At 67.2% G+C, this 23,446-nt stretch carries 20 protein-coding genes and 1 pseudogene; 10 read left to right on the top strand and 11 right to left on the bottom strand.

Features of this window, described 5'->3' with window-relative positions:
- Positions 1 to 60 precede the first annotated feature (60 nt).
- A complete protein-coding gene (locus tag ACEN9Q_RS09385) occupies positions 61 to 2,541 on the top strand; it encodes a TonB-dependent receptor plug domain-containing protein (RefSeq protein ID WP_495628178.1) in 2,481 nt (826 codons plus the stop codon).
- A 22-nt stretch (positions 2,542 to 2,563) separates the two neighbouring features.
- Here ACEN9Q_RS09385 and ACEN9Q_RS09380 read toward each other — a convergent pair whose 3' ends face one another.
- From ACEN9Q_RS09380 to ACEN9Q_RS09370, 3 genes are read right to left on the bottom strand one after another with little or no spacing between them, the layout of a single operon-like run.
- Positions 2,564 to 3,547, bottom strand: a complete 984-nt coding sequence (locus ACEN9Q_RS09380; RefSeq protein WP_495628177.1) for an aldo/keto reductase — start codon at positions 3,545 to 3,547, stop codon at positions 2,564 to 2,566.
- A gap of 35 nt (positions 3,548 to 3,582) precedes the next feature.
- Complete coding sequence (locus tag ACEN9Q_RS09375; protein ID WP_495628176.1) at positions 3,583 to 4,116, bottom strand: GNAT family N-acetyltransferase; 534 nt, start codon at positions 4,114 to 4,116, stop codon at positions 3,583 to 3,585.
- Complete coding sequence (locus ACEN9Q_RS09370) at positions 4,113 to 5,030, bottom strand: EamA family transporter (RefSeq protein ID WP_495628175.1); 918 nt, start codon at positions 5,028 to 5,030, stop codon at positions 4,113 to 4,115. Before ACEN9Q_RS09370 ends, ACEN9Q_RS09375 begins: the two co-directional genes overlap by 4 nt.
- Positions 5,031 to 5,212: 182 nt before the next feature.
- Here ACEN9Q_RS09370 and ACEN9Q_RS09365 point away from each other — a divergent pair, with 182 nt between their 5' ends.
- The 5 genes from ACEN9Q_RS09365 (at position 5,213) to ACEN9Q_RS09345 (ending at position 10,827) form a co-directional block, all read left to right on the top strand.
- Positions 5,213 to 5,626, top strand: coding sequence for a hypothetical protein (locus ACEN9Q_RS09365; RefSeq protein ID WP_056445887.1), 414 nt, complete (start codon positions 5,213 to 5,215; stop codon positions 5,624 to 5,626).
- Between the two features lie 236 nt (positions 5,627 to 5,862).
- The gene (locus ACEN9Q_RS09360; RefSeq protein WP_056445884.1) at positions 5,863 to 7,020 is read left to right on the top strand and encodes an ABC transporter substrate-binding protein; all 1,158 of its coding nucleotides are present in this window, start codon (positions 5,863 to 5,865) and stop codon (positions 7,018 to 7,020) included.
- Positions 7,021 to 7,243: 223 nt separating this feature from the next.
- The gene (locus tag ACEN9Q_RS09355; RefSeq protein ID WP_495628174.1) at positions 7,244 to 8,134 is read left to right on the top strand and encodes a branched-chain amino acid ABC transporter permease; all 891 of its coding nucleotides are present in this window, start codon (positions 7,244 to 7,246) and stop codon (positions 8,132 to 8,134) included.
- Positions 8,135 to 8,148: 14 nt separating this feature from the next.
- Positions 8,149 to 10,095, top strand: a complete 1,947-nt coding sequence (locus ACEN9Q_RS09350) for a branched-chain amino acid ABC transporter ATP-binding protein/permease (protein WP_495628173.1) — start codon at positions 8,149 to 8,151, stop codon at positions 10,093 to 10,095.
- A gap of 9 nt (positions 10,096 to 10,104) precedes the next feature.
- Entirely contained in the window at positions 10,105 to 10,827 is a 723-nt protein-coding gene (locus tag ACEN9Q_RS09345; protein WP_056445878.1) for an ABC transporter ATP-binding protein, read from the top strand.
- Here the strand turns inward: ACEN9Q_RS09345 and ACEN9Q_RS09340 are convergent.
- The 7 genes and pseudogenes from ACEN9Q_RS09340 to ACEN9Q_RS09310 all read right to left on the bottom strand — a co-directional run bounded on the left by ACEN9Q_RS09340 (position 10,806) and on the right by ACEN9Q_RS09310 (position 17,768).
- Positions 10,806 to 11,972, bottom strand: coding sequence for an aminotransferase class V-fold PLP-dependent enzyme (locus tag ACEN9Q_RS09340; protein ID WP_495628172.1), 1,167 nt, complete (start codon positions 11,970 to 11,972; stop codon positions 10,806 to 10,808). The genes ACEN9Q_RS09345 and ACEN9Q_RS09340 overlap by 22 nt on opposite strands.
- A 138-nt stretch (positions 11,973 to 12,110) precedes the next feature.
- Positions 12,111 to 13,250: pseudogene (locus tag ACEN9Q_RS09335) on the bottom strand (glycerate kinase).
- A gap of 173 nt (positions 13,251 to 13,423) precedes the next feature.
- A complete protein-coding gene (locus ACEN9Q_RS09330; protein WP_495628171.1) occupies positions 13,424 to 13,873 on the bottom strand; it encodes a hypothetical protein in 450 nt (149 codons plus the stop codon).
- Positions 13,851 to 15,356, bottom strand: coding sequence for a P-loop ATPase, Sll1717 family (locus tag ACEN9Q_RS09325; RefSeq protein WP_495628170.1), 1,506 nt, complete (start codon positions 15,354 to 15,356; stop codon positions 13,851 to 13,853). The genes ACEN9Q_RS09330 and ACEN9Q_RS09325 overlap by 23 nt, the downstream gene beginning before the upstream one ends.
- 422 nt (positions 15,357 to 15,778) lie before the next feature.
- Positions 15,779 to 16,192: a hypothetical protein gene (locus ACEN9Q_RS09320; RefSeq protein WP_495628169.1), complete on the bottom strand. Its 414-nt coding sequence runs from the start codon at positions 16,190 to 16,192 to the stop codon at positions 15,779 to 15,781.
- Positions 16,193 to 16,238: 46 nt separating this feature from the next.
- Positions 16,239 to 17,003 (bottom strand): Mut7-C RNAse domain-containing protein, encoded by a 765-nt coding sequence (locus ACEN9Q_RS09315; RefSeq protein WP_495628168.1) that lies wholly within the window; start codon positions 17,001 to 17,003, stop codon positions 16,239 to 16,241.
- Positions 17,004 to 17,006: 3 nt separating this feature from the next.
- Complete coding sequence (locus ACEN9Q_RS09310; protein WP_495628167.1) at positions 17,007 to 17,768, bottom strand: DUF72 domain-containing protein; 762 nt, start codon at positions 17,766 to 17,768, stop codon at positions 17,007 to 17,009.
- Positions 17,769 to 17,878: 110 nt separating this feature from the next.
- Here ACEN9Q_RS09310 and trxC point away from each other — a divergent pair, with 110 nt between their 5' ends.
- The 4 genes from trxC (at position 17,879) to ACEN9Q_RS09290 (ending at position 22,184) form a co-directional block, all read left to right on the top strand.
- The gene (trxC, locus tag ACEN9Q_RS09305; RefSeq protein WP_056445860.1) at positions 17,879 to 18,322 is read left to right on the top strand and encodes a thioredoxin TrxC; all 444 of its coding nucleotides are present in this window, start codon (positions 17,879 to 17,881) and stop codon (positions 18,320 to 18,322) included.
- Between the two features lie 198 nt (positions 18,323 to 18,520).
- Complete coding sequence (locus tag ACEN9Q_RS09300; protein WP_495628166.1) at positions 18,521 to 20,587, top strand: methyl-accepting chemotaxis protein; 2,067 nt, start codon at positions 18,521 to 18,523, stop codon at positions 20,585 to 20,587.
- Positions 20,580 to 21,806, top strand: a complete 1,227-nt coding sequence (locus ACEN9Q_RS09295) for a hypothetical protein (protein ID WP_495628165.1) — start codon at positions 20,580 to 20,582, stop codon at positions 21,804 to 21,806. Before ACEN9Q_RS09300 ends, ACEN9Q_RS09295 begins: the two co-directional genes overlap by 8 nt.
- Positions 21,807 to 21,821: 15 nt before the next feature.
- On the top strand, positions 21,822 to 22,184 hold the full coding sequence (locus ACEN9Q_RS09290) for a DUF4870 family protein (RefSeq protein WP_495628164.1): 363 nt from the start codon (positions 21,822 to 21,824) through the stop codon (positions 22,182 to 22,184).
- A gap of 6 nt (positions 22,185 to 22,190) precedes the next feature.
- Here ACEN9Q_RS09290 and ACEN9Q_RS09285 read toward each other — a convergent pair whose 3' ends face one another.
- On the bottom strand, positions 22,191 to 23,354 hold the full coding sequence (locus ACEN9Q_RS09285) for a cystathionine beta-lyase (protein ID WP_495628163.1): 1,164 nt from the start codon (positions 23,352 to 23,354) through the stop codon (positions 22,191 to 22,193).
- Between the last annotated feature and the right edge of the window lie 92 nt (positions 23,355 to 23,446).

Raw genomic sequence — 23,446 nt, 5'->3', positions numbered from 1 at the left:
CGGCCAGCACCAAACCGGTGCGGCCGCGTTCGCACAACAACAACCATCGAGAGAATCAGGATGACACAACACCGCGCCGTACCCGCCTTCACCCGCACCTTGCTCGCCTCTTCGCTGTTCCTCGCTTTCGCCCCCGCCTGGTCCCAGGACACGCCCGCCGCGCCGGCCCAGAGCGCCGCCGACACGGGCATGGCTTCCGTCGTCGTGCTCGGTTCACGCTCGACGGCGCGCACCGCGCTGGATTCGGCCGCGCCCGTCGGCCTGATCAGCGGCAAGGACATGGCGATGGCCGGTCCCGTCGAACTTGGCAAGCTGCTGCAGACGCTCGACCCGTCGTTCAACTTCTCGACCACCTTCATCAGCGACGGCACGGACATCATCCGCCCCGCCACCCTGCGCTCGCTGGGCCCGGACCAGCTGCTCGTGCTCGTGAACGGCAAGCGCCGCCACCAGCAGGCGCTCGTCAACGTGCAGCAGACCATCGGCCGCGGCTCGGCCGGCACGGACATCAACGCGATCCCGATGTCGGCCATCCAGCGCATCGAGGTGCTGCGCGACGGCGCGGCGGCGCAGTACGGCTCGGACGCCATCGCCGGCGTGATCAACATCGTGCTGAAGACCCAGACCAACGAGACGCAGCTGTCCGGCACCGTCGGCGGCACGACCGAAGGCGGCGGCGAGCTGCGCCAGGGCAGCGTCAACAAGGGCTGGACGATCGGCGACGGCGGCTACGTCAACCTGACGGCCGAGGCGCGCTACCGCGGCGAAACGAACCGCGCCGGCGTGGACACGCTGCGCGTCGACCCGCCGCGCGTCACCCAGCGCATCGGCGACAGCCTCGCGAAGGACCAGTATTTCTGGTGGAACTCGGCGATTCCGGTCGCCAGCGACGGCGAAGTCTATGTGTTTGGCGGCGTGTCGCACCGCACCGGCGATTCGTCCGGCTTCTTCCGCTCCGCCGGCGACGGCCGCAACGTGCCGGCCATCTACCCGAACGGCTTCCTGCCGAACATCCGCACGACCGTCAAGGACGCGTCGCTGGCGGTCGGCTACCGCCGCGACCTGCCGAACGACTGGAAGGCCGACGTCTCGATCAACCACGGCCGCAGCGAACTCGATTTCCACGAAAAGGAAACCATCAACGTCAGCTACTGGTACGAACCGAAACCGGGCGGCGGCATCTACGCCGAGTCGCCGCTGGAAGCCGACACCGGCAAGCTGAAATTCAAGCAGACCACGCTCAACGCCGACCTGCGCGGCCCGCTCGACGTGATGGGCCGCAAGGTCAACTTCGCCACCGGCTTCGAATGGCGCCGCGACGGCTATGCGATCGACGCCGGCGATCCGGTCTCGTACCAGTACGGCCGCACGAACAACCCGGCCATCGCGATCAAGGACCAGACGGGCGGCGCGGCCGCATCGGGCACGCAGGGCTTCCCCGGCTACACGCCCGCGACGGCCGTCGACGACGCGCGCCACAACATCGCGCTGTACGCCGACGTCGAACACAACATCACGCCGCAACTGCTGATCGGCGCCGCGGCGCGCTGGGAAAAGTACTCGGACTTCGGCAGCACGACGACCGGCAAGCTGTCGCTGCGCTACGACCCGACCCGCCAGGTGGGCTTCCGCGGCACGCTGTCGACGGGCTTCCGCGCGCCGAGCGTGCAGCAGAAGTTCTACAGCTCCGTGTCGACGAACCTGAACAGCGCCGGCGTGCTGACCGAGACCCTGACCGCGCGTGAAGGCAGCGCCGTCACCAAGGCCTTCGGCATCCCGAACCTGAAGCAGGAGACGTCGAAGAACGCGAGCGTGGGCATCGTGCTGCGCCCGGTGTCGAACTTCTCGCTGACGGCCGACCTGTGGCGCATCGACATCGACAACCGCATCGTGTTCTCGTCGAACATCGCGCCGGAATCCGGCGCGTGCGCCACGGCTGCCGCGTGCCCGATCAAGGCGATCCTCGATCCGCTGAAAGTCGGCCAGGCGCAGTTCTTCACGAACGCGATCGACACCGAGACGAAGGGCCTGGACATCGTCGCCGACCACACGACGCGCTGGCCGGGTTCGACCCTGGTGCTGTCCGCGCAGCTGGACTTCAACCGCACGTCGGTGACGGGCCGCCATTCGGATTCGCCGGTGCTGACGGGCACGCAGCTGTTCGACGACTCCCAGGTGACGCTGATCGAACGCGGCCAGCCGCGCCAGCACCACGTCCTGGCGGCCGACTACACGCACGACCAATGGAACGGCAACGTGCGCGCCAACTACTACGGCGAAGTGCAGGGCCAGGGCTTCACGGCCCCGTTCATCCAGACGTGGGACGCCAAGTGGATCGTGGACGCCACCGTGCGCTACAACTTCAGCAAGTCGACCAGCCTGACCGTCGGTGCGAACAACATCTTCAACACGTTCCCGACCAAGTGGGACCCGGTCAAGGCCGCGCCGTTCCCGCAGCTGGGCTTCACGTACTGCTGGGAGACCTGCCCGTTCGGCATCAACGGCCGCTCGTGGTCGGCCCGCGTGGACGTCGCGCTGTGACGTCGACCTGAACCTGCGCGGGTCAGTACGGCCCGCGGATGAAATCGCGCACGTGGGCGCGGTACATGCCGGCGAGCTGCTCGTGCAGCGCCGCCGGCAGCGGCGGCGCTGCAGCCGCGTCCACGTTCGCGCGCACCTGGTCCGGGCGGCTCGCGCCCGGGATCACGACCGACACCTCCGGGTGGTCGAGGACCCAGCGCAGCGCCATCTGCGCCATCGTCATCCCGGCCGGGACCAGCGGCGCCAGCTGCTCGACGGCCGCGATGCCCCGCTCCAGTTCCAGTCCCGCGAACGTTTCTCCCACATTGAACATGGCACCGTCGCGGTTGAAATGCCGGTGATCGTCGGCGCGGAACGTCGTCGCCCGCGTGATCTTCCCGCCCAGCAGGCCGCTTGCGAGCGGCAGGCGCACAATGATGCCGACCTGTTTATCGGCCGCGCGCGGGAACAGCTCTTCGGCCGGCTTCTGGCGGAAGATGTTGAAGATCACCTGCAGCGACGCCAGTCCTTCCTGTTCCAGGCAGATCATGCCCTCGTCGACGGATTCCACGCTGGCGCCCCAGCGCCTGACGAGACCTTCCTGCTGCAGTTCGCGCAGCCAGTCGAACACGTGGCCCTGGCGCAGCACGTCGGTCGGCACGCAGTGCAGCTGCGTGAGGTCCAGTGCGTCCACCTGCAAGCGCTCCAGCGAGCGCTGGGTCGCTTCGCGCAGCGATGCGCGCGTGTAGCCGTCCGGGTAGATGCCGGCGCGTCCCAGCTTGGTGGCCACGACGATGTCCGAGTCCGTCCGGCCGGCGAGGAAGCGGCCGATCGAGCGCTCGCTGGCGCCGTCGCCGTAGACGTCGGCCGTGTCGATGAAGCGCACGCCGGATTCGATGGCCGTATGCAGCGTCTGCTGCGCCACGTCGTCGTTCCAGTCGTTGCCCCAGCCGCCGCCCAGCTGCCAGCATCCCAGGCCGATTTCCGGCACCGTCAGGCCATCCCGGCCCAGTTGTCGTCGTTGCATGGTCTTCCCTCGGTCGTCGTTATCGAGCCGCTACTCTACCCCAGCGCGGCAAACGATGCAGCGTCGTCCAGCGGGAGCGCCATCAGGACCTCGTCGTAAAACGCATCCTTGACGCGCAGCGCGCGCGGCTCGCGGCCGTACGCCGTGAACCCCAGCGATTCGTACAGGGCGAGCGCGCGCGGGTTGTCGGCATTCACCGCCAGGTGCGCCTGCAGCACGCCCTGCGCGCGCGCGTGGGCGCACGCGGCGCCCAGCAGCAGCCGCGCGAGGCCGCCGCGCCGGTGCGCGGGATGCACGTACACGCCCCACAGCGTGGCCTTGTGCGCCACCTGCGCCAGCGGCTCGCGGCGCACCCCGGCGATCGCGACGAGGTCCGTCCCCGCGAACGCGCCGAACACGGCATGCAACGCCGTCGGCGCGATGCGCTCGCGCACCTCGGCCGGCGTGCGCCGCGCCTCTTCCTCGCGCGTGGGCCAGATCGCCAGCGGCGCCTCGACCGTCGCGAGCAGCCGCAATTGCCGGAACGCGGCCCAGTCGTCTTCCTGCAGCAGGCGGACGTCGTGGTTCATAACGGCACCGGCGGTTCGGCATCGGCGGGACGGCGCCGCGCGGCCAGGCTGGCGCTCGTCGCCGCGCCGATCGACGAGGCGACGATGAGGGCGATGGCCAGCCATTGGGCGGCGTCGAGATGCTCGCCGAGCAGCACGAGGCCCATCAGCGCGCCGATGGCCGGTTCCGCGCTGAGCAGCGTGCTGAAGGTGTTGGCCGGCAGGCGGCGCAGCGCCACCATCTCGAGCGAATAGGGAATCGCGCTGGACAGCACGGCGACCACGACGCCGACCTCCAGCACCGACGGCGCCAGCAGGGCCGCACCCGCGTGCGCGATGCCGACGGGGGCCGCGATCAGCGCACCGATCGCCGTCCCCCAGCTCGACGCGGCCGGGCCGTAGGCGGCGCTGGCGCGCTTGCCGGCGAGGATGTACACGGCCCAGCAGGCGCCGGCCACGAGCGCGAACGCGATGCCGCGCCAGTCGACGGCCGCCCCGCCGCCGCGCAGCGGCAGCAGCAGCGCGAGGCCGGCACAGGCGACGCCGATCCAGACGTAATCCAGGCGCCGGCGCGACGTCGCCACGGCCACGACGAGCGGCCCCGTGAACTCGACGGCGATGGCGATGCCCAGCGGGACATACGCGAGCGCCGTGTAGAAGCTGAGGTTCATCGCCCCCAGCGTCAGGCCGTATTGCAGCAGCGCGCGCCTGTCGCCCCGCCCCTTGACGCGCCACGGGCGGAACACGACGGCGAGGATCATGGCGGCGAACGTGAGGCGCATCGCCGTTGCGCCGGCCGCGCCGACGACGGGGAACAACTGCTTGGCCAGCGAGGCGCCCGCCGTCAGCGAGACGAGCGACATCAGGAGGGCGGCGTACGGCACCCAGGCCGACAAGCCGGCCGGCCGCGTACCGGAATGCGTTGAAGAAGACATCGAAAAGCGTAAGCGAGACGGAACCCGACACGATATCATCAAACCGGGCGCGGCTACCGGCAGGTAAGCTCGGGCTGCGCCAGCGCTACCATTGTTCCGCAAAGTGAACAGGTGTAACAGCCTGTAAATCCGCAGGCGCGCGCCGTCCGAATCCGTATAGTTAGCAGGTGAGGAGAACCGCCATGAAAAAGCTCGCCATTATTGCTTCGCTCGCTGCAGCCCTCAGCGGCTGCGCCACGTATTACCCCGCGCCCGCCAACTACGGCACGCGCGCCTACGCCCAGCCGGACGCCAACGGCTGGCAGGTCGTGTCGGTGACGCCGGTCGCGCCCGGCACCGGTGCCGCCGCGGCCGCATCCGGCGACGCCGGCCGCGTGACCTACTCACCGGCCCCGGCCACGGTCGTGACCCAGCCGGTGTACGTCGCGCCGCCCGTCTACGCGCCCGCGCCGGTCTATGCGCCCTACGGGCCCGTGTACGCCGACCCGCTGTGGTATCCGCCGATCTCGATCGGCCTCGGCTTCAGCTGGGGCCACTGGAGCGGCGGCCATCGCGGCGGCTGGGGTCACCGCGGCGGTTGGCACGGCCACCGCTGACACCGGCCCGAATGCCGGTCGGACAAAGGCTGCGCCTCGGCGCGGCCTTTTTTTTATGCGCCCTACCCGCCCTGCCTGACGCTTTCCTTACGCATTTGCATGAAAGACGCATGTTGCATCGCGTCACATCAATCGTTTGCCGTTGTTTGATTGCCATTCTACAATCGCCCACGATGGGCCCGGCGCCGATCCTCGGCGTCCCGGCGTAAAACGAGAAGATGACTACGGAGACCGCAATGAATTTCAAAGTGAAGGCATTGGTTGCAGGGGTAGCGCTGGGGTTTTCGACGGCCGGCATGGCGGCCGAGCCGATCAAGATCGGCGTGTCCGGTCCGTTCACGGGCGGGTCGGCGCCGATGGGCGTGTCGATGCGCGACGGCGTCCGCCTCGCCGTGAATGAAATCAATGCCAAGGGCGGCGTGCTGGGCCGCAAGATCGAACTGGTCGAACGCGACGACGAGGCGAAGAACGAACGCGGGGTGCAGGTCGCGCAGGAACTCATCAACAAGGAACACGTCGTCGCCACCGTCGGCTACATCAACACTGGCGTCGCCCTCGCCTCGCAGCGCTTCTACCAGCAGGCCAGGATCCCCGTCATGAACAACGTGGCGACCGGCTCCATCGTCACGAAGCAGTTCGCCAGCCAGCCGGAAAACTACATCTTCCGCAATTCGGCCAACGACACGATCCAGTCCGCGATGATCGTCGAGGAAGCCGTCGCGCGCCGCGGCTTCAAGAAGCCGGCGATCCTCGCCGACTCCACCAACTACGGCCAGCTGGGGCGCGAAGACCTCGAAAAGACGCTCGCGAAAAAGGGCGTGAAGCCAGTCGCCGTCGAGAAGTACAACATCGGCGACGTCGACATGACGGCGCAGCTGCTGCGCGCCAAGCAGGCCGGCGCCGACGTCGTGCTCACCTACGGCATCGGCCCCGAACTGGCGCAGATCGCCAACGGCATGCAGAAGCTGGGCTGGAAAGTGCCCATCGTCGGCAGCTGGACGCTCGCGATGGCCAACTTCATCGACAACGCGGGCAAGAACGGCGACGGCACCCGCATGCCGCAGACCTTCATCCAGAACCCGGACACGCCGAAGCGCAAGGCGTTCATCGACGCCTACGTCAAGGCCTACAACCCGCCGGGCGGCCGCATGCCGTCCGCCGTGTCGGCCGCGCAGGGCTACGATTCCGTGTACCTGCTCGCCGCCGCGATCCAGCAGGCCGGCAGCACGGAGGGACCGAAGATCGCCGCCGCGCTGGAGAACCTGAAGTCGCCGGTGGAAGGCGTCGTCACCACCTACAACAAGCCGTACACGCACACCGACCACGAAGCCATCAACTTCGACAATACCAAGTTCGGCGAAGTGAAGGACGGGCACGTGGTGCAGGCCAAGTAACCTACCCGTCGTTCCCGCGCAGGCGGGAACCCAAGTTGCGCGCATCTCGACGGCGCAAGCAAAATTGGGTCCCCGCCTGCGCGGGGACGACGTGGTATGTATTCGCGTAGTCATTAACGTATTCACGTATTCGCGTACTCATTAACGTATTCGCGTAGTCATTAACGTATTCGCATATTCGTTAATTGCTTATCCGCGTATTGCCGAACCCTCTGGAGGACTCATGGAGATCCTGCTGCAACTCGTCGTGTCCGGCATCGCGCTCGGCATGATCTACGCCGTGATCGCGTTCGGCTACCAACTGACCTTCGCCACGTCCGGCACCCTCAACTTCGGCCAGGGCGAGGCGCTGATGCTCGGCGCCCTCGTCGGCCTGTCGCTCGTCGGCACCGTCCACGGCGGGCCCTATCTCAGCTACTGGCTGATGATTCCCGTCGTCGTCGCGTTCGGCGCGCTGCAAGGCATGTTCGTCGAATGGATCGCCGTGCGGCCCGCGATCCGCATCAAGTCGGAGTTCGGCTGGATCATGTCGACGATCGCCCTCGCGATCATCTTCAAGAACGTGGCCGAGAACATCTGGGGCAAGGACGTGCTGCCGTTCCCGTCGCCGCTGTCGTCGGAACCGTTCACGGTCATGGGCGCGAACGTGCAGCCGATGCAGGTCGCCGTCGTCGTCGGCGCGCTCGCCATCATGCTGGCCGTCGAAATCTTCAACCGCAAATCCATTTACGGCAAGGCGGTCGTCGCCACCGCCAACGACCGCGACGCGGCGGGCCTCATGGGCATCAACACGAAGATGGTGATCACGTTCTCGTACGCGCTGTCGTCCGCAACCGCGGCCTTCGCGGGCGCCCTGATCGCGCCGCTCACGCTCACGAGCGCCACGATGGGCGCGTCGCTGGGCCTCAAGGCGTTCGCCGTCGCGATCATCGGCGGCCTCACGTCGGGCATGGGCGCCATCGTCGGCGGCATCATCCTCGGCATCGCGGAAACCGCCACGGGCTTCTACCTGTCGACCGGCTACAAGGAAGTGCCGGGCCTCGTCCTGCTGCTGCTCGTGCTCGCGGTGAAGCCGTCCGGCCTGTTCGGCAAGGCCGCGATCAAGAAAGTGTGACGATGGCCACGACAATGAACAAACTGATTCCGGTCGCCGCCGTCGCCGGCATCGCGCTGCTGGCCGCCTTCCCGGTGCTGGTCGCGAACTCGTACTACCTGCACCTCGTCGTGACGATCCTGATCTACGCGATCCTGCTGTTCGGGCTCGACATCGTCGTCGGCTACACGGGCCAGGTGTCGCTGGGCCACGCCGGCCTGTTCGGCGTGGGCTCGTACGTGACGGGCGTGCTGGTGATGAAGCTGGCGGCCGCATGGTGGCTGACGATCCCCGCCAGCATCGCCGGCGCCGCCCTGTTCGGCGCGATCCTCGCCCTGCCCGCGCTGCGCGTGACGGGCCCCTACCTCGCGATGGTGACGCTCGCCTTCGGCACCATCGTGCAAATCCTCATCAACGAGATGACCTTCCTCACCGACGGCCCGATGGGCATCATGCTCACGAAACCCAGCGTGGCCGGCCACGAACTGACCGAGGTCGAGTTCTACTACGCCGTGGCCGCGCTGATGGTCGTGTCGCTGGTGCTGGTGCACCGGCTCCTGAAGTCGCACATCGGCCGCGCGTTCGAGGCGCTGCGCGACAGCCCCATCGCGTCCGACTGCATGGGCGTCTCGGTCTACCGCTACAAAGTCTACGCGTTCGTCATCAGCGCCGGGTTCGCGGGCCTGGCGGGCAGCCTGTACGCGTACTCCGAGCAGTACATCTCGCCGAACACCTACAACTTCGAGCTGACGATGCTGTTCCTGCTCGCGGTGATCATGGGCGGCCGCAAGACGCGCAGCGGCGCGCTGATCGGCGCCGTGATCGTGGTGATGCTGCCGAGCCTCCTGTCCGACATCGACCTGTTCCGCCAGATCGCCGTCGCCGCCGCGATCCTCGCCGTCGTGGCGGCCGGCCTGCTGCTGGCGCGCCGCAAGACAACCTTCGGCCGCGTCGCCGTGCCCGTGGTGGCCACGCTGGCGATGGCGGTCGTGTCGTACAAACTGGAGAGCATGGTCGACTGGCGCCTGACGATCTTCGGCCTCATGACGCTGTTCGTCGTCTACTATCTGCAGGAAGGCATCGTGGGCTTTTTCCGCGGCCTGCTCGGGCGCGGCCGCGCGCATGCGCGCGCCCTGGTGGACGATGGCGCCGATCCGTTCGCGGGCATCGCGGCCGCGGAAGGCGCGGGCGGCGAACTGCTGCGCGTGCAGCAGGTGCTGATGCAGTTCGGCGGCCTGAAGGCGCTGAACCAGGTCGACCTGACCGTGGCGCGCGGCACCGTCCACGGCCTGATCGGACCGAACGGCTCGGGCAAGAGCACGATGATGAACGTCCTCACCGGCATCTACCGGCCGACGGCCGGCCAGGTCTTCTTTGCCGGCACCGGCATCACGGGCCGCACGCCGGCGCAGATCGCGCTGGGCGGCATCGCCCGCACCTTCCAGAACGTGCAGTTGTTCGGCGAGATGACGGCGACCGAAAACATCCTCGTCGGCCTGCACCACAGCTTCCGCTCGAACGTGTTCGACGCCATGCTGCACACGCCGCGCCGCAAGCGCGAGGAGCTGGCGGCGCGCGCGCGGGCCGCCGCGATCCTGCGCTTCGTCGGCCTCGCCGACCTGGCCGACGAGGAAGCCCGCAACCTCCCCTACGGCAAGCAGCGCCTGCTCGAGATCGGCCGCGCGCTGGCGCTCGATCCGCGCCTGCTGCTGCTGGACGAACCGGCCGCGGGCCTCACGGCGCCCGACATCCGCGAGCTGATGGCCATCATCCGCAAGATCCGCGACCACGGCATCACGATCGTCCTCATCGAGCACCACATGGATGTCGTGATGTCGATCTCGGACACCGTCACCGTGCTCGATTTCGGCCAGAAGATCGCCGAGGGCACGCCGGCGCGCGTGCAGTCCGACCCGCGCGTGATCGAAGCCTACCTGGGCGGCGCGGGCGAGCCGGCGGCGTCCACCACCGCCGCCGTCTGAGGAGACCACATGCTCACCATCGACAACCTGCACGCGGCCTATGGCAAGGTCGAAGTGCTGCACGGGATCTCGCTGGAGGTCCCGAAGGGCCAGCTGGTCACCCTGATCGGCTCCAACGGCGCCGGCAAGACGACGACCATGCGCGCCATCTCCGGCATGCTCAAGCCGCGCGACGGGACGGTGCGCCTCGCCGGCCGCGACATCACCGGCATGGACTCGCACCGCATCGCCCGCGCCGGCCTCGCCCATTCGCCCGAAGGCCGGCGCGTGTTCGCGACGATGACGGTCACGGACAACCTGCTGCTGGGCGCCTTCCCCCGTTTTACCCGCGCCCGGCCCAGGGGCGACATCCAGCGCGACCTGGAGCGCGCGCTGGAACTGTTCCCGCGGCTGAAGGAGCGCCGCACGCAGCTCGCGGGCACCCTGTCCGGCGGCGAGCAGCAGATGCTGGCGATGGCGCGCGCCGTCATGCTGAATCCCGACGTCGTGCTGCTCGACGAACCGTCGATGGGCCTCGCGCCGATCCTCGTCGACGAAGTCTTCCGCATCATCGCGCGGCTGAAGGCGGAAGGCGTCACGATGCTGCTCGTCGAGCAGTTCGCCCAGGCCGCGCTGAACGTGGCGGACTACGGCTATGTGCTGGAGAACGGCAGCATCGCCGTGCACGGGCCGGCCGCGAGCCTCAGGAACGATCCGAAGGTCGTCGCGGCCTACCTGGGCGGCACGCACTGACGGATCGCGTCCGCCAGCACGTCGAGCTCTGCGGGGCTGCTGTACAGGTGCGGCGTGACCCGCACGATCTCGGTGCCGCCGAACTTGCGCACGACGGTGAAGATGCGGTGTTCATCCATCAGGCGCCGTACGACCTCCGCCGCCGGCACGCCGTCGATGCCGAACGCGCCCAGCGCGCAGTGCAGGCGCGGATCGCGCGGCGTGTACAGGGTGACGCCCGGCACGCCGGCCACCCTGTCCATCCAGCGCCGCGCCAGCCAGCGCAGGCGCGCTTCCTTGTTGCGGGTGCCGATGGCGGCGTGGAACGCGAGCGCGTCCTCGACGGCCATGATGGGCGCCGGCGGCACGGTGCCCACGTGGCCCAGCTTGTCGATGTCGCCGCGCGCGGACGACACGTCGCCGTACAGCGGCGCGATGTCGGCGATGCGGTCGCGCGCGCTGTACAGCAGGCCCGTGCCGAGCGGCGCGCCGACCCATTTGTGCAGGTTGTACGCGGCGAACGGCGCGCCGACCTGCGGAATCGTGAAGTCGATCTGCGCGAGCGCATGGGCGCCGTCGACGATGGCGTCGATGCCGCGCCCGCGCGCCAGCGCGGCCAGCCGCGCCACCGGCATGATGCGTCCCGTGCGGTGCACGATATGGGTGAGCAGCAGCACGCGCGTGCGCGGCGTGATCGCCTCCGCGTACAGCGCCAGGACGGCGTCCTCGTCTTCCAGGTCGTGCGGAACGTCGACCTGCACGACGGCCAGGCCACGGCGCCCGGCCAGCATGCGGACGATGTCATGGCTGCTGTCGTAGTCGTGGCGCGCCATCAGGATCGCGTCGCCGGGCGCGAACGGATAGCCCTGCAGCAGGATGTTCAGCGACTCGACGGCGCTGCGCGTGATCAGCAGTTCATCGGGCGCCGCGCCGGTGAAATCGGCCAGCAGCGATTTCACGCGCGCGAGCCGCGCGGGCCAGCGCATGCGCAGGAAGAACGCGTTCTCGAGGTCGACCTCGTCCTGGTAGCGCCTGAGCGCCGCGCGCACGGGGTTCGCCGGCATGCCGAAGTAGCCGTTTTCGAGGTTGATGAAGTCAGGGGAGCGCGTGTACTGGGCGCGGATGGCGGACCAGTAGGATTCGTCGTCGGGAAGGATGTCGGGCAAGGCGGGCTCTCGGTGTCTGTTCGGGCACTCGTGCCCGCACGTTACGCCAAGATATCACATGCGTCACGCGTGGGCACGGAGTGCCGACGCGAACGCCAACATGCCACTTGCCGCACGCGTGGGCACGGGGTGCCCACCCTACCGAAGGCGCGATCCCAGCGCCAGCGCGGCCGCGAGGTTGCGCGCGGCGCGGCGCAGGTTGTCCTCGGCCGCGGCCAGCGCCTCCGCCACGGAGCACGGCCGCGCGACGGCCGCCACCACCACCTCGATCCCGTGCGCGTGCACGGCATCCGCATCGTTTGCCAGGCTGCCGCCGATGGCGACCACCGGTTTGCCGTGGCGCCGCGCGACCCGCGCCACGCCCATCGGCGTCTTGCCGTTCACGGTCTGGCCGTCGATGCGGCCTTCGCCCGTCACGACGAGGTCGGCGTCGCGCACGGCCGCATCCAGCCCGACGGCCTCCGTGACGATCTCGATGCCGGGCCGCAGCTGCCCGTTCAGGAACACGACCATCGCCGCCGCGATGCCGCCGCCGGCGCCCGCGCCGGGCATCTGCGCGATGTCCTGGCCGAGGTCGCGCTTGACGATGTCCGCGAAGTGCGCGAGCGCGGCGTCGAGCTGCCGCACCATCTCGGGCGACGCGCCCTTCTGCGGCCCGAACACGGCGGACGCGCCGCGCGGGCCGACGAGCGGGTTGTCGACGTCGCACGCGATCTGGAATTCCGCCTCGCGCACGCGCGGATCGAGCCCTGACGCGTCGATGCGGGCCAGCCGTGCCAGCGCCGCGCCGCCCGGGCCGATATCGTGCCCGGCGTCGTCGAGCAGGCGCACGCCGAGCGCCTGCAACATGCCGGCGCCGCCGTCGTTCGTCGCGCTGCCGCCCACGCCCAGCACGAAGCGGCGCGCGCCGGCGTCCAGCGCGGCGACGATGAGTTACCCCGTGCCGCGGCTAGTGGCCGTGCGCGGATCGCGCAGGTCGGGCGGCACGCCTTCGAGGCCGCTGGCGGCCGCCATCTCGATCACGGCGAGGCCGCCGCCGGCCTCGCCGTAGAACGCGTCGACCGTCTGGCCCAGCGGCCCCGTCACGCGGGCGTCCACGCGCCGGCCGCCGGTCGCGTCGATCATCGCCTGCACGGTGCCCTCACCGCCGTCGGCCACGGGCACCTTCACATAGGTCGCATCGGGCCAGACCTCGCGCATGCCGGCCTCGATGGCGGCGGCCACCTGCAGCGCCGTCAGGCTTTCCTTGAACGAATCGGGGGCGATGACGATCTTCATGGGTTTTCCTTGGTGTCGATGGCCGCAAGGATATACGAGGCCAGGGAAAACCGGCAAAGTATTGCTTCAGCAACAAAAATTCCCCGATGATCCGGTGATCCTCCTGCTGCGCCCGTTCCCGCGCCGGGTGCCCGCGCAACGAGCGAAACCGCCTGTGTCCATGTCCAATGACATCAGTGCGCCGCGCAAGCGATAAGCAGGCTACACGCGGCGAGATCCCCGCCCCCATGAAGCAGCTCGCCAATCATGGCCGTCACGACAACCCGGCTTGCAATATACAGACGCTCGCTACGTACTCTGGACATTTTTTCCTTCAAGGCTTTCGCGGCAAGTTCGCTTTCAAGCTCTTCAATCCGGGTACGCGGCACCGGGTTCCAGTGACGTTGACCATGCTTTTCTTCCAGCTCCCGCGCCTCGTCTTCCAGGCGCATTTCTTCCATTATCTGCGGCAGGATGGACGCGGCGCCCAGCGCTGCAATCCCGGCGCCGCCCCGGTTGACCCAGTGGCCATCTCCGGTGTGCTGGGCAGCAATCAGCGAACATACAATGATCACCACGACCGCGAGCCATAAAAATCGCGCCAGAAAAAGAGCGGGCAATTTATCCGGAACTTTGATCGACATATATGTTCTCCAGATCGATATTCGCTGGATACACTACGCGTTGTTCTTCCTTGCGACGCGCCATTCCGTAATAACGCGCGAAGATCGGGTGAAAACAGTACTCGCCGTCGGTCGCCAGACCGAAACCCGAATCGGCGTTGAAATGGAACTGCCCGTAGCAGTAGCGGCTCTCGTCCATGGGCGGATTGGAAAGATCGCCGCTTTTCGTGGTCGAGCGCCCCAATATACCCATTTCAAACATCGTATCCCAAATGGACACGACGTCGTCTTCAATATTCCTGTTAAAACGGGACTCTATCTTGCGCAAGCTTTGATAGTCACAGATCGGCTCGAGGTCGGGCAATATCTTCCTGGCCTCGGTCAGCAATTTTGGATAAACGTTCCGATACAGTGTCAACATCTGCTCGCCGATGAACCGCTGCGACTCGGTGACCGCCTTCCGCACCAGCTCTCCCTTTACATTTTCGAAAGTCTTATGCTTACGAAATTGCTCGCTGAGCGCCGCGTTAAAAATAAACAATATTTGCCGTGGCAGTAACTGTGTATGACGGATAATGTATGCCAACGCATCCTCGTCATTACCACATGCATTTCGTATCGTTTCCGGCAGAATAACGCTCAACATTTTGTGCAGATCGTCCCGTTTCGAAAAATCCAGGCTCTCCGTCCGCTCATAAAGTGGCCGATCGTGAATCGATGCCGAGGCGCGCAGGCGGTATGCAATCAGATGAACCAGGTCAATTGGTTTCCAGCGCACACGAAATGACGATGCAAAATCCTTCATCAGATTCGCCGAGCCGGCCGCCATGAAGGACTCGATCTCCTCGGGGACAGAGAAGATAATTTTAATGCGCGAATTATTTGCCTTGATCTTATACATCGCGGGAAACATCCCGCTGAGCGTTTGTGCGAATACGGAATTACGTATGGGATAACGCTCCATGGTGTCGACAAGAAAGAAAAGCTGAGCGTCGCGTTGGTCCAGAAAGCTGACGATCGCGTCCCTGGCATCTTCGGCCATCTGCTGGGCCGCAAGCTTGAGCGGCACGCCCGTAGGCGCTTCCGCATTGATATACCTGTGCACCGGCATTAAATCGGCACGCGTGTCATCCTCATGCGCATAATCGTAGAAATAAGTGATAATTTCGTGCCAGAGCGAATCGACCCACAAGTCTCTGTACATCTCGGGCGGAATTAATTCCGGGCTGACTTGCTCTCCCTGCACGTTTCGGCCGACACGGGACACCACCTCGTGAAAATGGGGCCAGGAGTCGATCGCAAGAACGAACTGCGCACCGCGTTGGGGGAGCGGGCGGGCACGGCGCACATCGCCCCGTCGGCTTGCAGCAATCCGTATTTCGGCGAGGGCCGCCGTTTTTCCGGCCCCTTTCCGGCCCAACAACAACATATGAGGTTCGGCCGCGATTTCGCGGAAGGGAGCAACCTGATGATCAAGCAGTTTTTCGGCACAGGAATCTTCCATATGCTCCTGTTGAATCGGCCCTAAAGGTTGAGTCAGGTTGAGGACCGCTTGTAGATCGCATACTGGTCTCGGCATTTTCGCCCCCGGATCGTTATCGCATCGGTTCAATCGCGTCATAAAACCTTATGACCGTTTCATGCTCTCTCCAAGCGCGCGCACGTGTCAAGCAACCGCAGGCGGCTCCGGATTTTCCCAACGCTCACCCAGGATTTGCCACAATCGGCCGGGAACGAACCCTGAAGAAATGCAAGCGGCGTGTCGACGCGCTTATCATCGCCGGGCCCATCCAGATCGAAACGATTCGCGGAGAACGCATTCCCATCCGCCGCGCATTCGGAATCGCCGCGCGTCGAATTGCATTGTTTGACGAGGGTTATGGAATGATCGAGGTACCGTGGAATGCGCGCAAAGACGGCCTGCCTTCAGCCGCCCCGCATCCCGAACAGGTCGTGCGCGTCGAGGATCGCGTACGTGATCTCGGGATGCCGCTCCAGTACCCTGCGCACGGCGGCCGGCACCGACTGGCGCACCTTCTTGCACAGGCCCGGACGGTCTTCCAGCACGATCAGGATGCCGCGCAGAGTGCGCACCTCGTTCGGGCCGGGCTCGATCCGCAGTTCCACCCCGAGGTTGGCGCGGATACGGTCCTGCAGGCGCGTGAGCTCCGCGTAGCTGCCCACGGCGTCGATGCGTTCGAGCAGGCGCTGCTCTTCGCTGCGCGTGAGGCGCAGCGGGCGCAGGTCGGCGTCCGGGTCGGCCAGCAGCACCTCGCGCTCGCAGACGCAGGCGCCAGGGGGACATTCGATGCGGATGGGTATCGATGCCTGCTGCAACATGGGATCACGCCGTCAACGGATTGCTCGTCCGGGAAAGTAGTGTATATCAATGCGGGCCGTCTTCGGCCCCCGCGGCGCAAACGATCGTGTCGAGCACGCCGGCCATGCGCTGCCAGTGCGAGCCTTTCCAGAACACGCCGTGGCAGCGGTCGCACGTGCTGAATTCGTCCCGGGTCGCGGCCACGCGCGGCGGCAGGCGATCGATCACGTCGGCCTTCGCCACGGGACGCAGCGGCGCATTGCAGGACAGGCACAGCGTGAACGGGCGCACGCGCTCGCCCAGCCCGAAGCGCTCGACCACTTCCTGCAGCTGCGCTTGCGCCGTCAGGGCGCGCACATAGCAACCGTACTCGATGCCGCGGCGCTTGAGCAGTGCGCGGTCGCGCGTGAGCACGGCACGGCCGTCCTCCAGCGCGATCGCCTCGACCTCCGCGCCATGCAGGGTGTTGCGGTAGATGGTGTCGAACCCCGCCATCCGCAACAGCCGCGCGAGCGCGCCGAGGTGGGCGTCCGCGACGAAGCGCGCGCGGCCCGGCGGGCGCTGGGCGAGGCGCGCCACGTCGGCCACGTCCAGGCTCGTGAAGCGCGGGTAGACGGCGACGCGGTCGCCCTCTTCCAGGATGTCGTCCAGCCCCGCCGGGTCGCCGTTCACGAGGACCAGTTCGACCTCCGTGTGCGGCACGCCCAGCGCCTCGACCATGTGCTTGGTCGTCGCCGCCCGCGCGCACGGGGTCGCGAACGCGTGGCCGCGCCGCTCGCGCGCGAGGAAGTCGTTCAATTCGCCGTAGAAGCGGAACGTCGCGGTGGCCATGGCTCATGCGGCCGCGGAGACATCGACGCCACGCAGCACGTCCAGCGCGTTCGGCACCGAATGGCCCTCGGCCGTGTTGTCGAAGATGCACCAGAGATCCGCGCCCGGCCGCGCCAGCGCCGCGATGCGCTGTTCGACGTCCAGCAGGAACGCCCGCGGATAGGCCGAGTAGTAGACGCGCGGCGTGCCGTGCAGGCGGAGGTAGGACGCGCCCGTCGTCGGCACGTGCGGGCCCGGCTGGCCGGCCGGCGGATCGGCGATCACGCGCGTGACGCCGTGCTCGCGCAGCAGCGTGGTGGCCGCGTCGCCGAACCACGTCGGATGGCGGCCCTCGATCGCGAGCATGCAGGGAAAGCGCGCGCGCAGGCGCGGCAGGAAGTCGCCGACGACCGCCGCATCGAACACGCCGCTGGGCGGCAGCTGGACGAGCACGCAGCCGAGTTTCGGTCCCAGCTCGCCGGCCTCGCGCACGAAACGGTCGAGCAGCGCGTCGGCGTCGACCAGCTTCGCCTCGTGCGTGATCGCCTTCGGCAGCTTGACGGAAAACCGGAAATCCTGCGGCACGCTGGCGGCCCAGCGGGCGTAGGTCTGCGGCTGGTGCGGCCGGTAGAACGACGAATTGATCTCGACGGCCGGGAACACGGCCGCGTAGCGTTCGAGGTGGCTGCCCGCGCCCGGAAAGGCGGCCGCCGCGTCCTTCGGTATGCTCCAGCCGGCGCACCCGATCAGGGGCCGGCCGCTCGCTGTGGATTGCAATTCGCTCATCTGAACCCATGTTGGAGGGCATCCGCCCGGCACCCGATTCTATGCCGAACGAGATGTCCGACGGCGCACGCGCCGCGCCACTACAATATGACCATCACACAGGAGGTACCATGGCCGATTCCCTGCACATCGTCTGCCCGCACTGCGACGCCGTCAACCGCGTGGCGGGCGCGCGCCTGGTCGACCAGCCGGTCTGCGGCAAATGCGCGCAGGCGCTGTTCACGGCCCAGCCCACCGACGTGTCGTCGGCCCGCTTCGACAAGCACGTCGCGCGCAACGACATTCCCGTCCTCGTCGACTTCTGGGCCGCCTGGTGCGGTCCGTGCCGCATGATGGCGCCCGCCTACGCCCAGGCCGCCGGCCGGCTGGAGCCGCGCGTGCGCCTGCTGAAGGTGGACACGGAAGCGTCGCAGGACCTGGCCGCGCGCTACGCCATCCGCAGCATCCCGACCATCGCGCTGTTCGAGAAAGGGCGCGAAATCGCGCGCCAGGCGGGGGCGATGGATGCGAACCGCCTGATGGCCTGGGTGCAGCAGTACGCGCGCGTTGCATGACGCGCGGGGCGCGGGGCGCACGCTCGTGCGTTTAATTTACGGTATGTAATTGAACACGACTGGAAGTGTGGCAGCCATGCCGCATTGAGGCATTCACGGCAGATTTTTGTCGCCTTTTTTGCTCATCCTCTCATTGTCCGGCCTAAAATTTTCCACACGGAATTATTTTTCCCCGAGACCCGTACCCTGAGAGTTCCCATGACATCCAGCCCAATGTTGCAGGCGCAGCCTGCCGCGCCGCGCCGCCCGGTTCCCGGCGGCCCGAGTTCCGCTTCCCGCTCCCTGAGCCTGAACGCCAAGATCTGCCTGACCGCGACCGTGCTGGTGATCCTCAGCCTTGCCGCCACGTCGACCGTCACCGGCATCCGCAGCAGCCGCAGCGCCGAGGAATCGAGCATGAAGCTGGCGCGCACGACCGCGCGCGAGGCCGCCGCCGCGGTGCAGGCGCGCATGGGGTCCCACCTGACGACGGTCCTGGGCCTGGCGCGCACCATGCGCACGACCCGCGGCGCCGACATCGCGCTGACCCGCGCCCAGATGAGCGAGATGGTCAAGGCGACGGTACTGGACTCGGAGGACCTGAACGGCTCCACCGTGACCTGGGAGCCCGACGCGCTCGACGGCAAGGATGCCGAGTATGCGGGCAAGGCACCGGAATACGACGCCACCGGCCGGGCCATGCCCTATTACTCGCGCGAAGCGTCGGGCGGCCTGCACGTAGAACCCATCGTGTTCGCGGACAAGCCCCATGCCAACGACTGGTACGACATCCCGAAAAGCACCGGCCGGATCTATATGACCGAACCGCATACCTATCCGATCAACGGCAAGGATGTGGCGATGACGTCCTTCAACGTGCCGATCATGGTCAAGGGCGTATTCAGCGGCGTGGCCAGCGTCGACTTCGGACTGTCGCGGCTGAGCGAAATCCTCGCGTCGCTGAAGGTCATCGACGGCGGCCACCTGGCGCTGGTGTCGAACGGCGGCCTGTACGCCAGCAATCCGGACGCCGCGCGCACCGGCAGGAAGGCCGACGACATCCCGGCTGCCGGCCTGGAGGCCATCCGCCAGGGCCAGACCTATGAATACGCGGATACCCGGGGCGAGGTGCACCTGCTGCAGCCGATCCGGCTGCGGCCCGACATCGCGCCGTGGTCGATCAAGCTCAGCTTCCCGCAGCGCGTGGTGACCGCGGATGCGCGCGACCTGCTCACCTATACGCTGCTGGTGTCGGTGTTGTGCGCCGTGGTGGCGGCGGTCGTGCTGGTGTCCGTGCTGAACCGCCTGACCAAGCCGTTGCGGGTGCTGGGCACGGCGATGGCCGGCCTGGCCGGCGGCAACGCCGACCTCACCGCGCGCCTGGAAGTCAGGGGCAAGGACGAACTGGCCCAGATCGCGGGCGGATTCAACGAATTCGTCGCCAAGCTCCAGCACGTGCTGGCGCGCGTGCGCCACAGTTCGGACAACGTGGCCCTGGCCAGCACCGAAATCAGCCAGGGCAACGCCGACCTGTCGGCCCGCACCGAGCAGCAGGCGGGCGCGCTGGAAGAAACCGCCGCGTCGATGGAGGAACTGACGTCGACGGTGAGGCAGAACGCGGACAACGCACGCCAGGCCAACCAGCTCGCGCAAGGCGCGTCGGAAATCGCCGCCCGCGGCAGCGCCGTCGTCGCCCAGGTGGTGGACACGATGGGCTCGATCAAGGCATCGTCGCAGAAGATCGTCGACATCATCGGCGTGATCGACGGCATCGCCTTCCAGACCAATATCCTGGCGCTGAACGCCGCCGTCGAGGCGGCCCGCGCGGGCGAACAGGGCCGCGGCTTCGCGGTCGTCGCCAGCGAGGTGCGCAACCTGGCGCAGCGCTCGGCCTCGGCGGCCAAGGAGATCAAGGGCCTGATCGGCGACTCGGTCGACAAGGTCGGCGCCGGCAGCACCCTGGTCGGCGAGGCGGGCCATACGATGGAAGAGATCCTCGCGAGCGTGCGGCGCGTCACCGATATCGTCGTCGAGATCAGCGCCGCCAGCGCCGAGCAAAGCAGTGGCATCGCGCAGGTCAATCAGGCCATCGCGCAGATGGACGGCACGACCCAGCAGAACGCGGCGCTGGTCGAGCAGGCCGCTGCCGCGTCGGAGAGCCTGCATGACCAGGCGGCACTGCTGGTGTCGCTGGTCGGGGAATTCCGCATCGATGCCGACGCCCCGGCGGCTGCCCACGGCAAGCCGCTTCTGTCGCGCCCTGCCAGGAAACAAATCAATGAATAACCGGAAACAAACCGGCGCGGTCGTGTTTGCCATCGCCGGCGCCTGCCTCGCTTTATCGGCGTCCGGCGCATCCGCGCAGGAAAGCGGCAAGGACCCGCTCAAGTTCGATGGCGCGATCAGGATGTGGGTGGAAGCACTGAGCTGGAACGATCAGCGCAAGGGCACGCCCGAATTCGACACCGCCCGCCTCGGCTTCAAATACGACGACGGCCGCTTCCTGGCGGCGGGACGCGAGCGGTACTACCACTACACGAGCCGCCAGACGGGCGCCAGCAAGGGCGCCGACATGCTGTTCAACGAATATCTGTGGGCCGGCTATCGGTTTGCCGACAAGAGCGAACTCCATGTGGGACAGGAGCGCATGCCGTTCGGCATTCTGCCCTATGCGTCGAATAACTTCTTCGAATCGATGGCCTGGTATGCCGGCTACGAGGACACGTATGCGATGGGCGTCCAGTATCAGCGCAGGATCGGCGGCCTGCACGCCAACGTCGCATTCTTGCCGTCGGACGGCCGCCATCTGCTGTCCTGGACCGACAGCACCGCGGAACTCGATGGGCTGGATTCTGTCCGCTTCAGCAATCACCTGATGCAGAGCTATGGCCGCGAGGAGAAGAATACCTTCGTCGCGCGGCTGGGATATGCCTTCCCGTTCGCCGGCGGGAAAACCGAGCTCGGCGCCTCCGTCCTGGCCGGACAGCTGGCCGCAACGAGCCCGGCGCTCTCCAGCGGCAACCGCCGGGCCGGCGCACTGCATGTGGCCGGCGAATTCGGCAACCTCGGCGTGCAGCTGGAGACGATCAAGTACGACAACGACTTCGATGGGAACGGCTCGCTGGCCGGCAACTGGTACGGCGCCTGCGACAAGGACTGCGTCCTGATCGGCGCGTTCGGCTTCTCGAATCGTCTTGCGGCCAGGGGACACATCGACATCGCGAACCTCACCTATAAAATCCCCGGTTCGATCGGGCCGTTCAGTCAGTTCATGGTCTACAACGACTGGAGCCGGCTCAGGAAATCCGCCGCCGGCTATGCCGACAGCTATCAGAACGTGACGGGCATTACGTTCGCGTCGGGCGGCTGGGTCATCATCGTCGACGTCGCGAATGCCACGAACCAGCCCTACCTGTCGCCGGGCTTCGGCAACGCCCTCGGCACGGGCGGGGCTGCCAAATCGTCCGGTCATCGGTTCAATGCTAATATCGGCTATTACTTCTGATTTCAGAGGAATAGCATGGCCCAGGAACTCGTCCACGAACGCGGCCTCGAGGATGCCAAGCAGTTCGCGCGCATCCTGTACGTCGCGCACGCGCTCACCTTTTTCTTTTCGCTCGGCACGCTGTCGATCCTGGTGCTGATCGTCAATTACATCCGGCGGCCGGACACGGCCGGGACGATGGTGTACAGCCACCACACGTGGATGATCCGGTCGTTCTGGTTCTATCTGCTGTGGATGGCGGTGGCGGTATGTCTCGCGATCACGCTCATCGGGATTCCGCTGGCGTGGCTCGTCGGCGCCGGCGCGTGGTTGTGGATGGCGTACCGGATCATCCGGGGCTTTCTCGACCTCAACAACAATCGGGCGATGCCGGTGTGACGGCGGTTACAGCTTGCCGAGCGCCTGCGCGATATCGGCGATGAGATCGTCGGGCGCTTCGAGCCCGATATTGAAACGCACGAGCGCGCCGGCGTCGGCCCAGGCGCGGCGCATCCCCTGCATCCGGTACGGCACGGCGAGGCTGTGCGTCCCGCCCCAGCTGTATCCGATGCCGAACAGGGCCAGGGAATCGACGAACCGGTCGACCTGCTCGCCGCTGTAGCGCGCATCGAAGACGACGGAAAACAGGCCGCCGGCGCCGTTGAAATCGCGCTGCCACACGTCGTGGCCGGGGCAATCCGCGAACGCCGGGTGCAGCACCTTCGCGATCTCCGGACGTCCCTCGAGCCAGCCGGCCACCTTGCGCGCGGCCGCGTCGTGCGCGTCGAAGCGCAGCTTCATCGTTTCCAGGCCGCGCAGCACGAGGTAGGCGTCGTCGGCGCCGACGCCCATCCCCAGGCGCATGTGCGCCATGGCGATGCGTTCGTTGAGGGCCGCGTCGCGCGTGATCACGGCGCCCATCAGCACGTCCGAACCGCCCGACTGGTATTTCGTCAGCGCCTGCATGACGATGTCGGCGCCCACGTCGAAGCCGCGCAGCGCGAGCCCCGCGGCCCACGTGTTGTCCAGCGCGACCGGGATGCCCCTGGCGCGCGCCGCCGCGCAGATCGCGGGCAGGTCCGGCACTTCCATCGACACGGAACCCGGCGCCTCGGTCCAGACCAGTTTCGTGTTCGGCTGGAGCAGGTCCGCGATGCCCGCGCCCACCAGCGGATCATAGAAGCGCGCCGTGACGCCGAAGTCGCTGGCCAGCCAGCGCCCCAGCTCGCGCGTGGGGTTGTAGACGTTATCGGGCAGGAGGACGTCGTCGCCCGCTCTCAAGAGCGCCAGCAGGATCATCGAGATCGCGGCGAGGCCGGACGGCGCCAGCAGGCAGTGTGTGCCGCCTTCGATGGCGGCCAGCCGGGCTTCCAGGGTGAACGTCGTGGGCGTGCCGTGCAGGCCGTAGGTATAGGCCGTCTTGTTGCGCCAGTCGCCCGCGCGCATGCTGGCCACGTCCTTGAACAGGACGGTCGAGGCGTGGTGGATGGCGGTCGGGTAGGCGGCGAAGCCGGCCGGGGGGCGGTAGTCGCTGTGCGTCAGCGTGGTCTGGATGGACAGTTTGGTCACGTCGGGTACTCCACTGCTGTGTTCGTCGTTCCCGCGCAGGCGGAAACCCAGGTTGCAAGCACTGCGGCCGCTCCACCCGTCGTTCCCGCGCA

Source organism: Massilia sp. Masssp93, assembly GCF_059491295.1.
This window is presented reverse-complemented; position numbering and strand designations above follow the sequence as displayed.

Coding starts and splice junctions, on each gene's coding strand:
- ACEN9Q_RS09385 (WP_495628178.1), top strand. CDS start 61: ATGACACAACACCGCGCCGTACCCGCCTTCACCCGCACCTTGCTCGCC.
- ACEN9Q_RS09380 (WP_495628177.1), bottom strand. CDS start 3,547: ATGCAACGACGACAACTGGGCCGGGATGGCCTGACGGTGCCGGAAATC.
- ACEN9Q_RS09375 (WP_495628176.1), bottom strand. CDS start 4,116: ATGAACCACGACGTCCGCCTGCTGCAGGAAGACGACTGGGCCGCGTTC.
- ACEN9Q_RS09370 (WP_495628175.1), bottom strand. CDS start 5,030: ATGTCTTCTTCAACGCATTCCGGTACGCGGCCGGCCGGCTTGTCGGCC.
- ACEN9Q_RS09365 (WP_056445887.1), top strand. CDS start 5,213: ATGAAAAAGCTCGCCATTATTGCTTCGCTCGCTGCAGCCCTCAGCGGC.
- ACEN9Q_RS09360 (WP_056445884.1), top strand. CDS start 5,863: ATGAATTTCAAAGTGAAGGCATTGGTTGCAGGGGTAGCGCTGGGGTTT.
- ACEN9Q_RS09355 (WP_495628174.1), top strand. CDS start 7,244: ATGGAGATCCTGCTGCAACTCGTCGTGTCCGGCATCGCGCTCGGCATG.
- ACEN9Q_RS09350 (WP_495628173.1), top strand. CDS start 8,149: ATGAACAAACTGATTCCGGTCGCCGCCGTCGCCGGCATCGCGCTGCTG.
- ACEN9Q_RS09345 (WP_056445878.1), top strand. CDS start 10,105: ATGCTCACCATCGACAACCTGCACGCGGCCTATGGCAAGGTCGAAGTG.
- ACEN9Q_RS09330 (WP_495628171.1), bottom strand. CDS start 13,873: ATGTCGATCAAAGTTCCGGATAAATTGCCCGCTCTTTTTCTGGCGCGA.
- ACEN9Q_RS09325 (WP_495628170.1), bottom strand. CDS start 15,356: ATGGAAGATTCCTGTGCCGAAAAACTGCTTGATCATCAGGTTGCTCCC.
- ACEN9Q_RS09320 (WP_495628169.1), bottom strand. CDS start 16,192: ATGTTGCAGCAGGCATCGATACCCATCCGCATCGAATGTCCCCCTGGC.
- ACEN9Q_RS09315 (WP_495628168.1), bottom strand. CDS start 17,003: ATGGCCACCGCGACGTTCCGCTTCTACGGCGAATTGAACGACTTCCTC.
- ACEN9Q_RS09310 (WP_495628167.1), bottom strand. CDS start 17,768: ATGAGCGAATTGCAATCCACAGCGAGCGGCCGGCCCCTGATCGGGTGC.
- trxC (WP_056445860.1), top strand. CDS start 17,879: ATGGCCGATTCCCTGCACATCGTCTGCCCGCACTGCGACGCCGTCAAC.
- ACEN9Q_RS09300 (WP_495628166.1), top strand. CDS start 18,521: ATGACATCCAGCCCAATGTTGCAGGCGCAGCCTGCCGCGCCGCGCCGC.
- ACEN9Q_RS09295 (WP_495628165.1), top strand. CDS start 20,580: ATGAATAACCGGAAACAAACCGGCGCGGTCGTGTTTGCCATCGCCGGC.
- ACEN9Q_RS09290 (WP_495628164.1), top strand. CDS start 21,822: ATGGCCCAGGAACTCGTCCACGAACGCGGCCTCGAGGATGCCAAGCAG.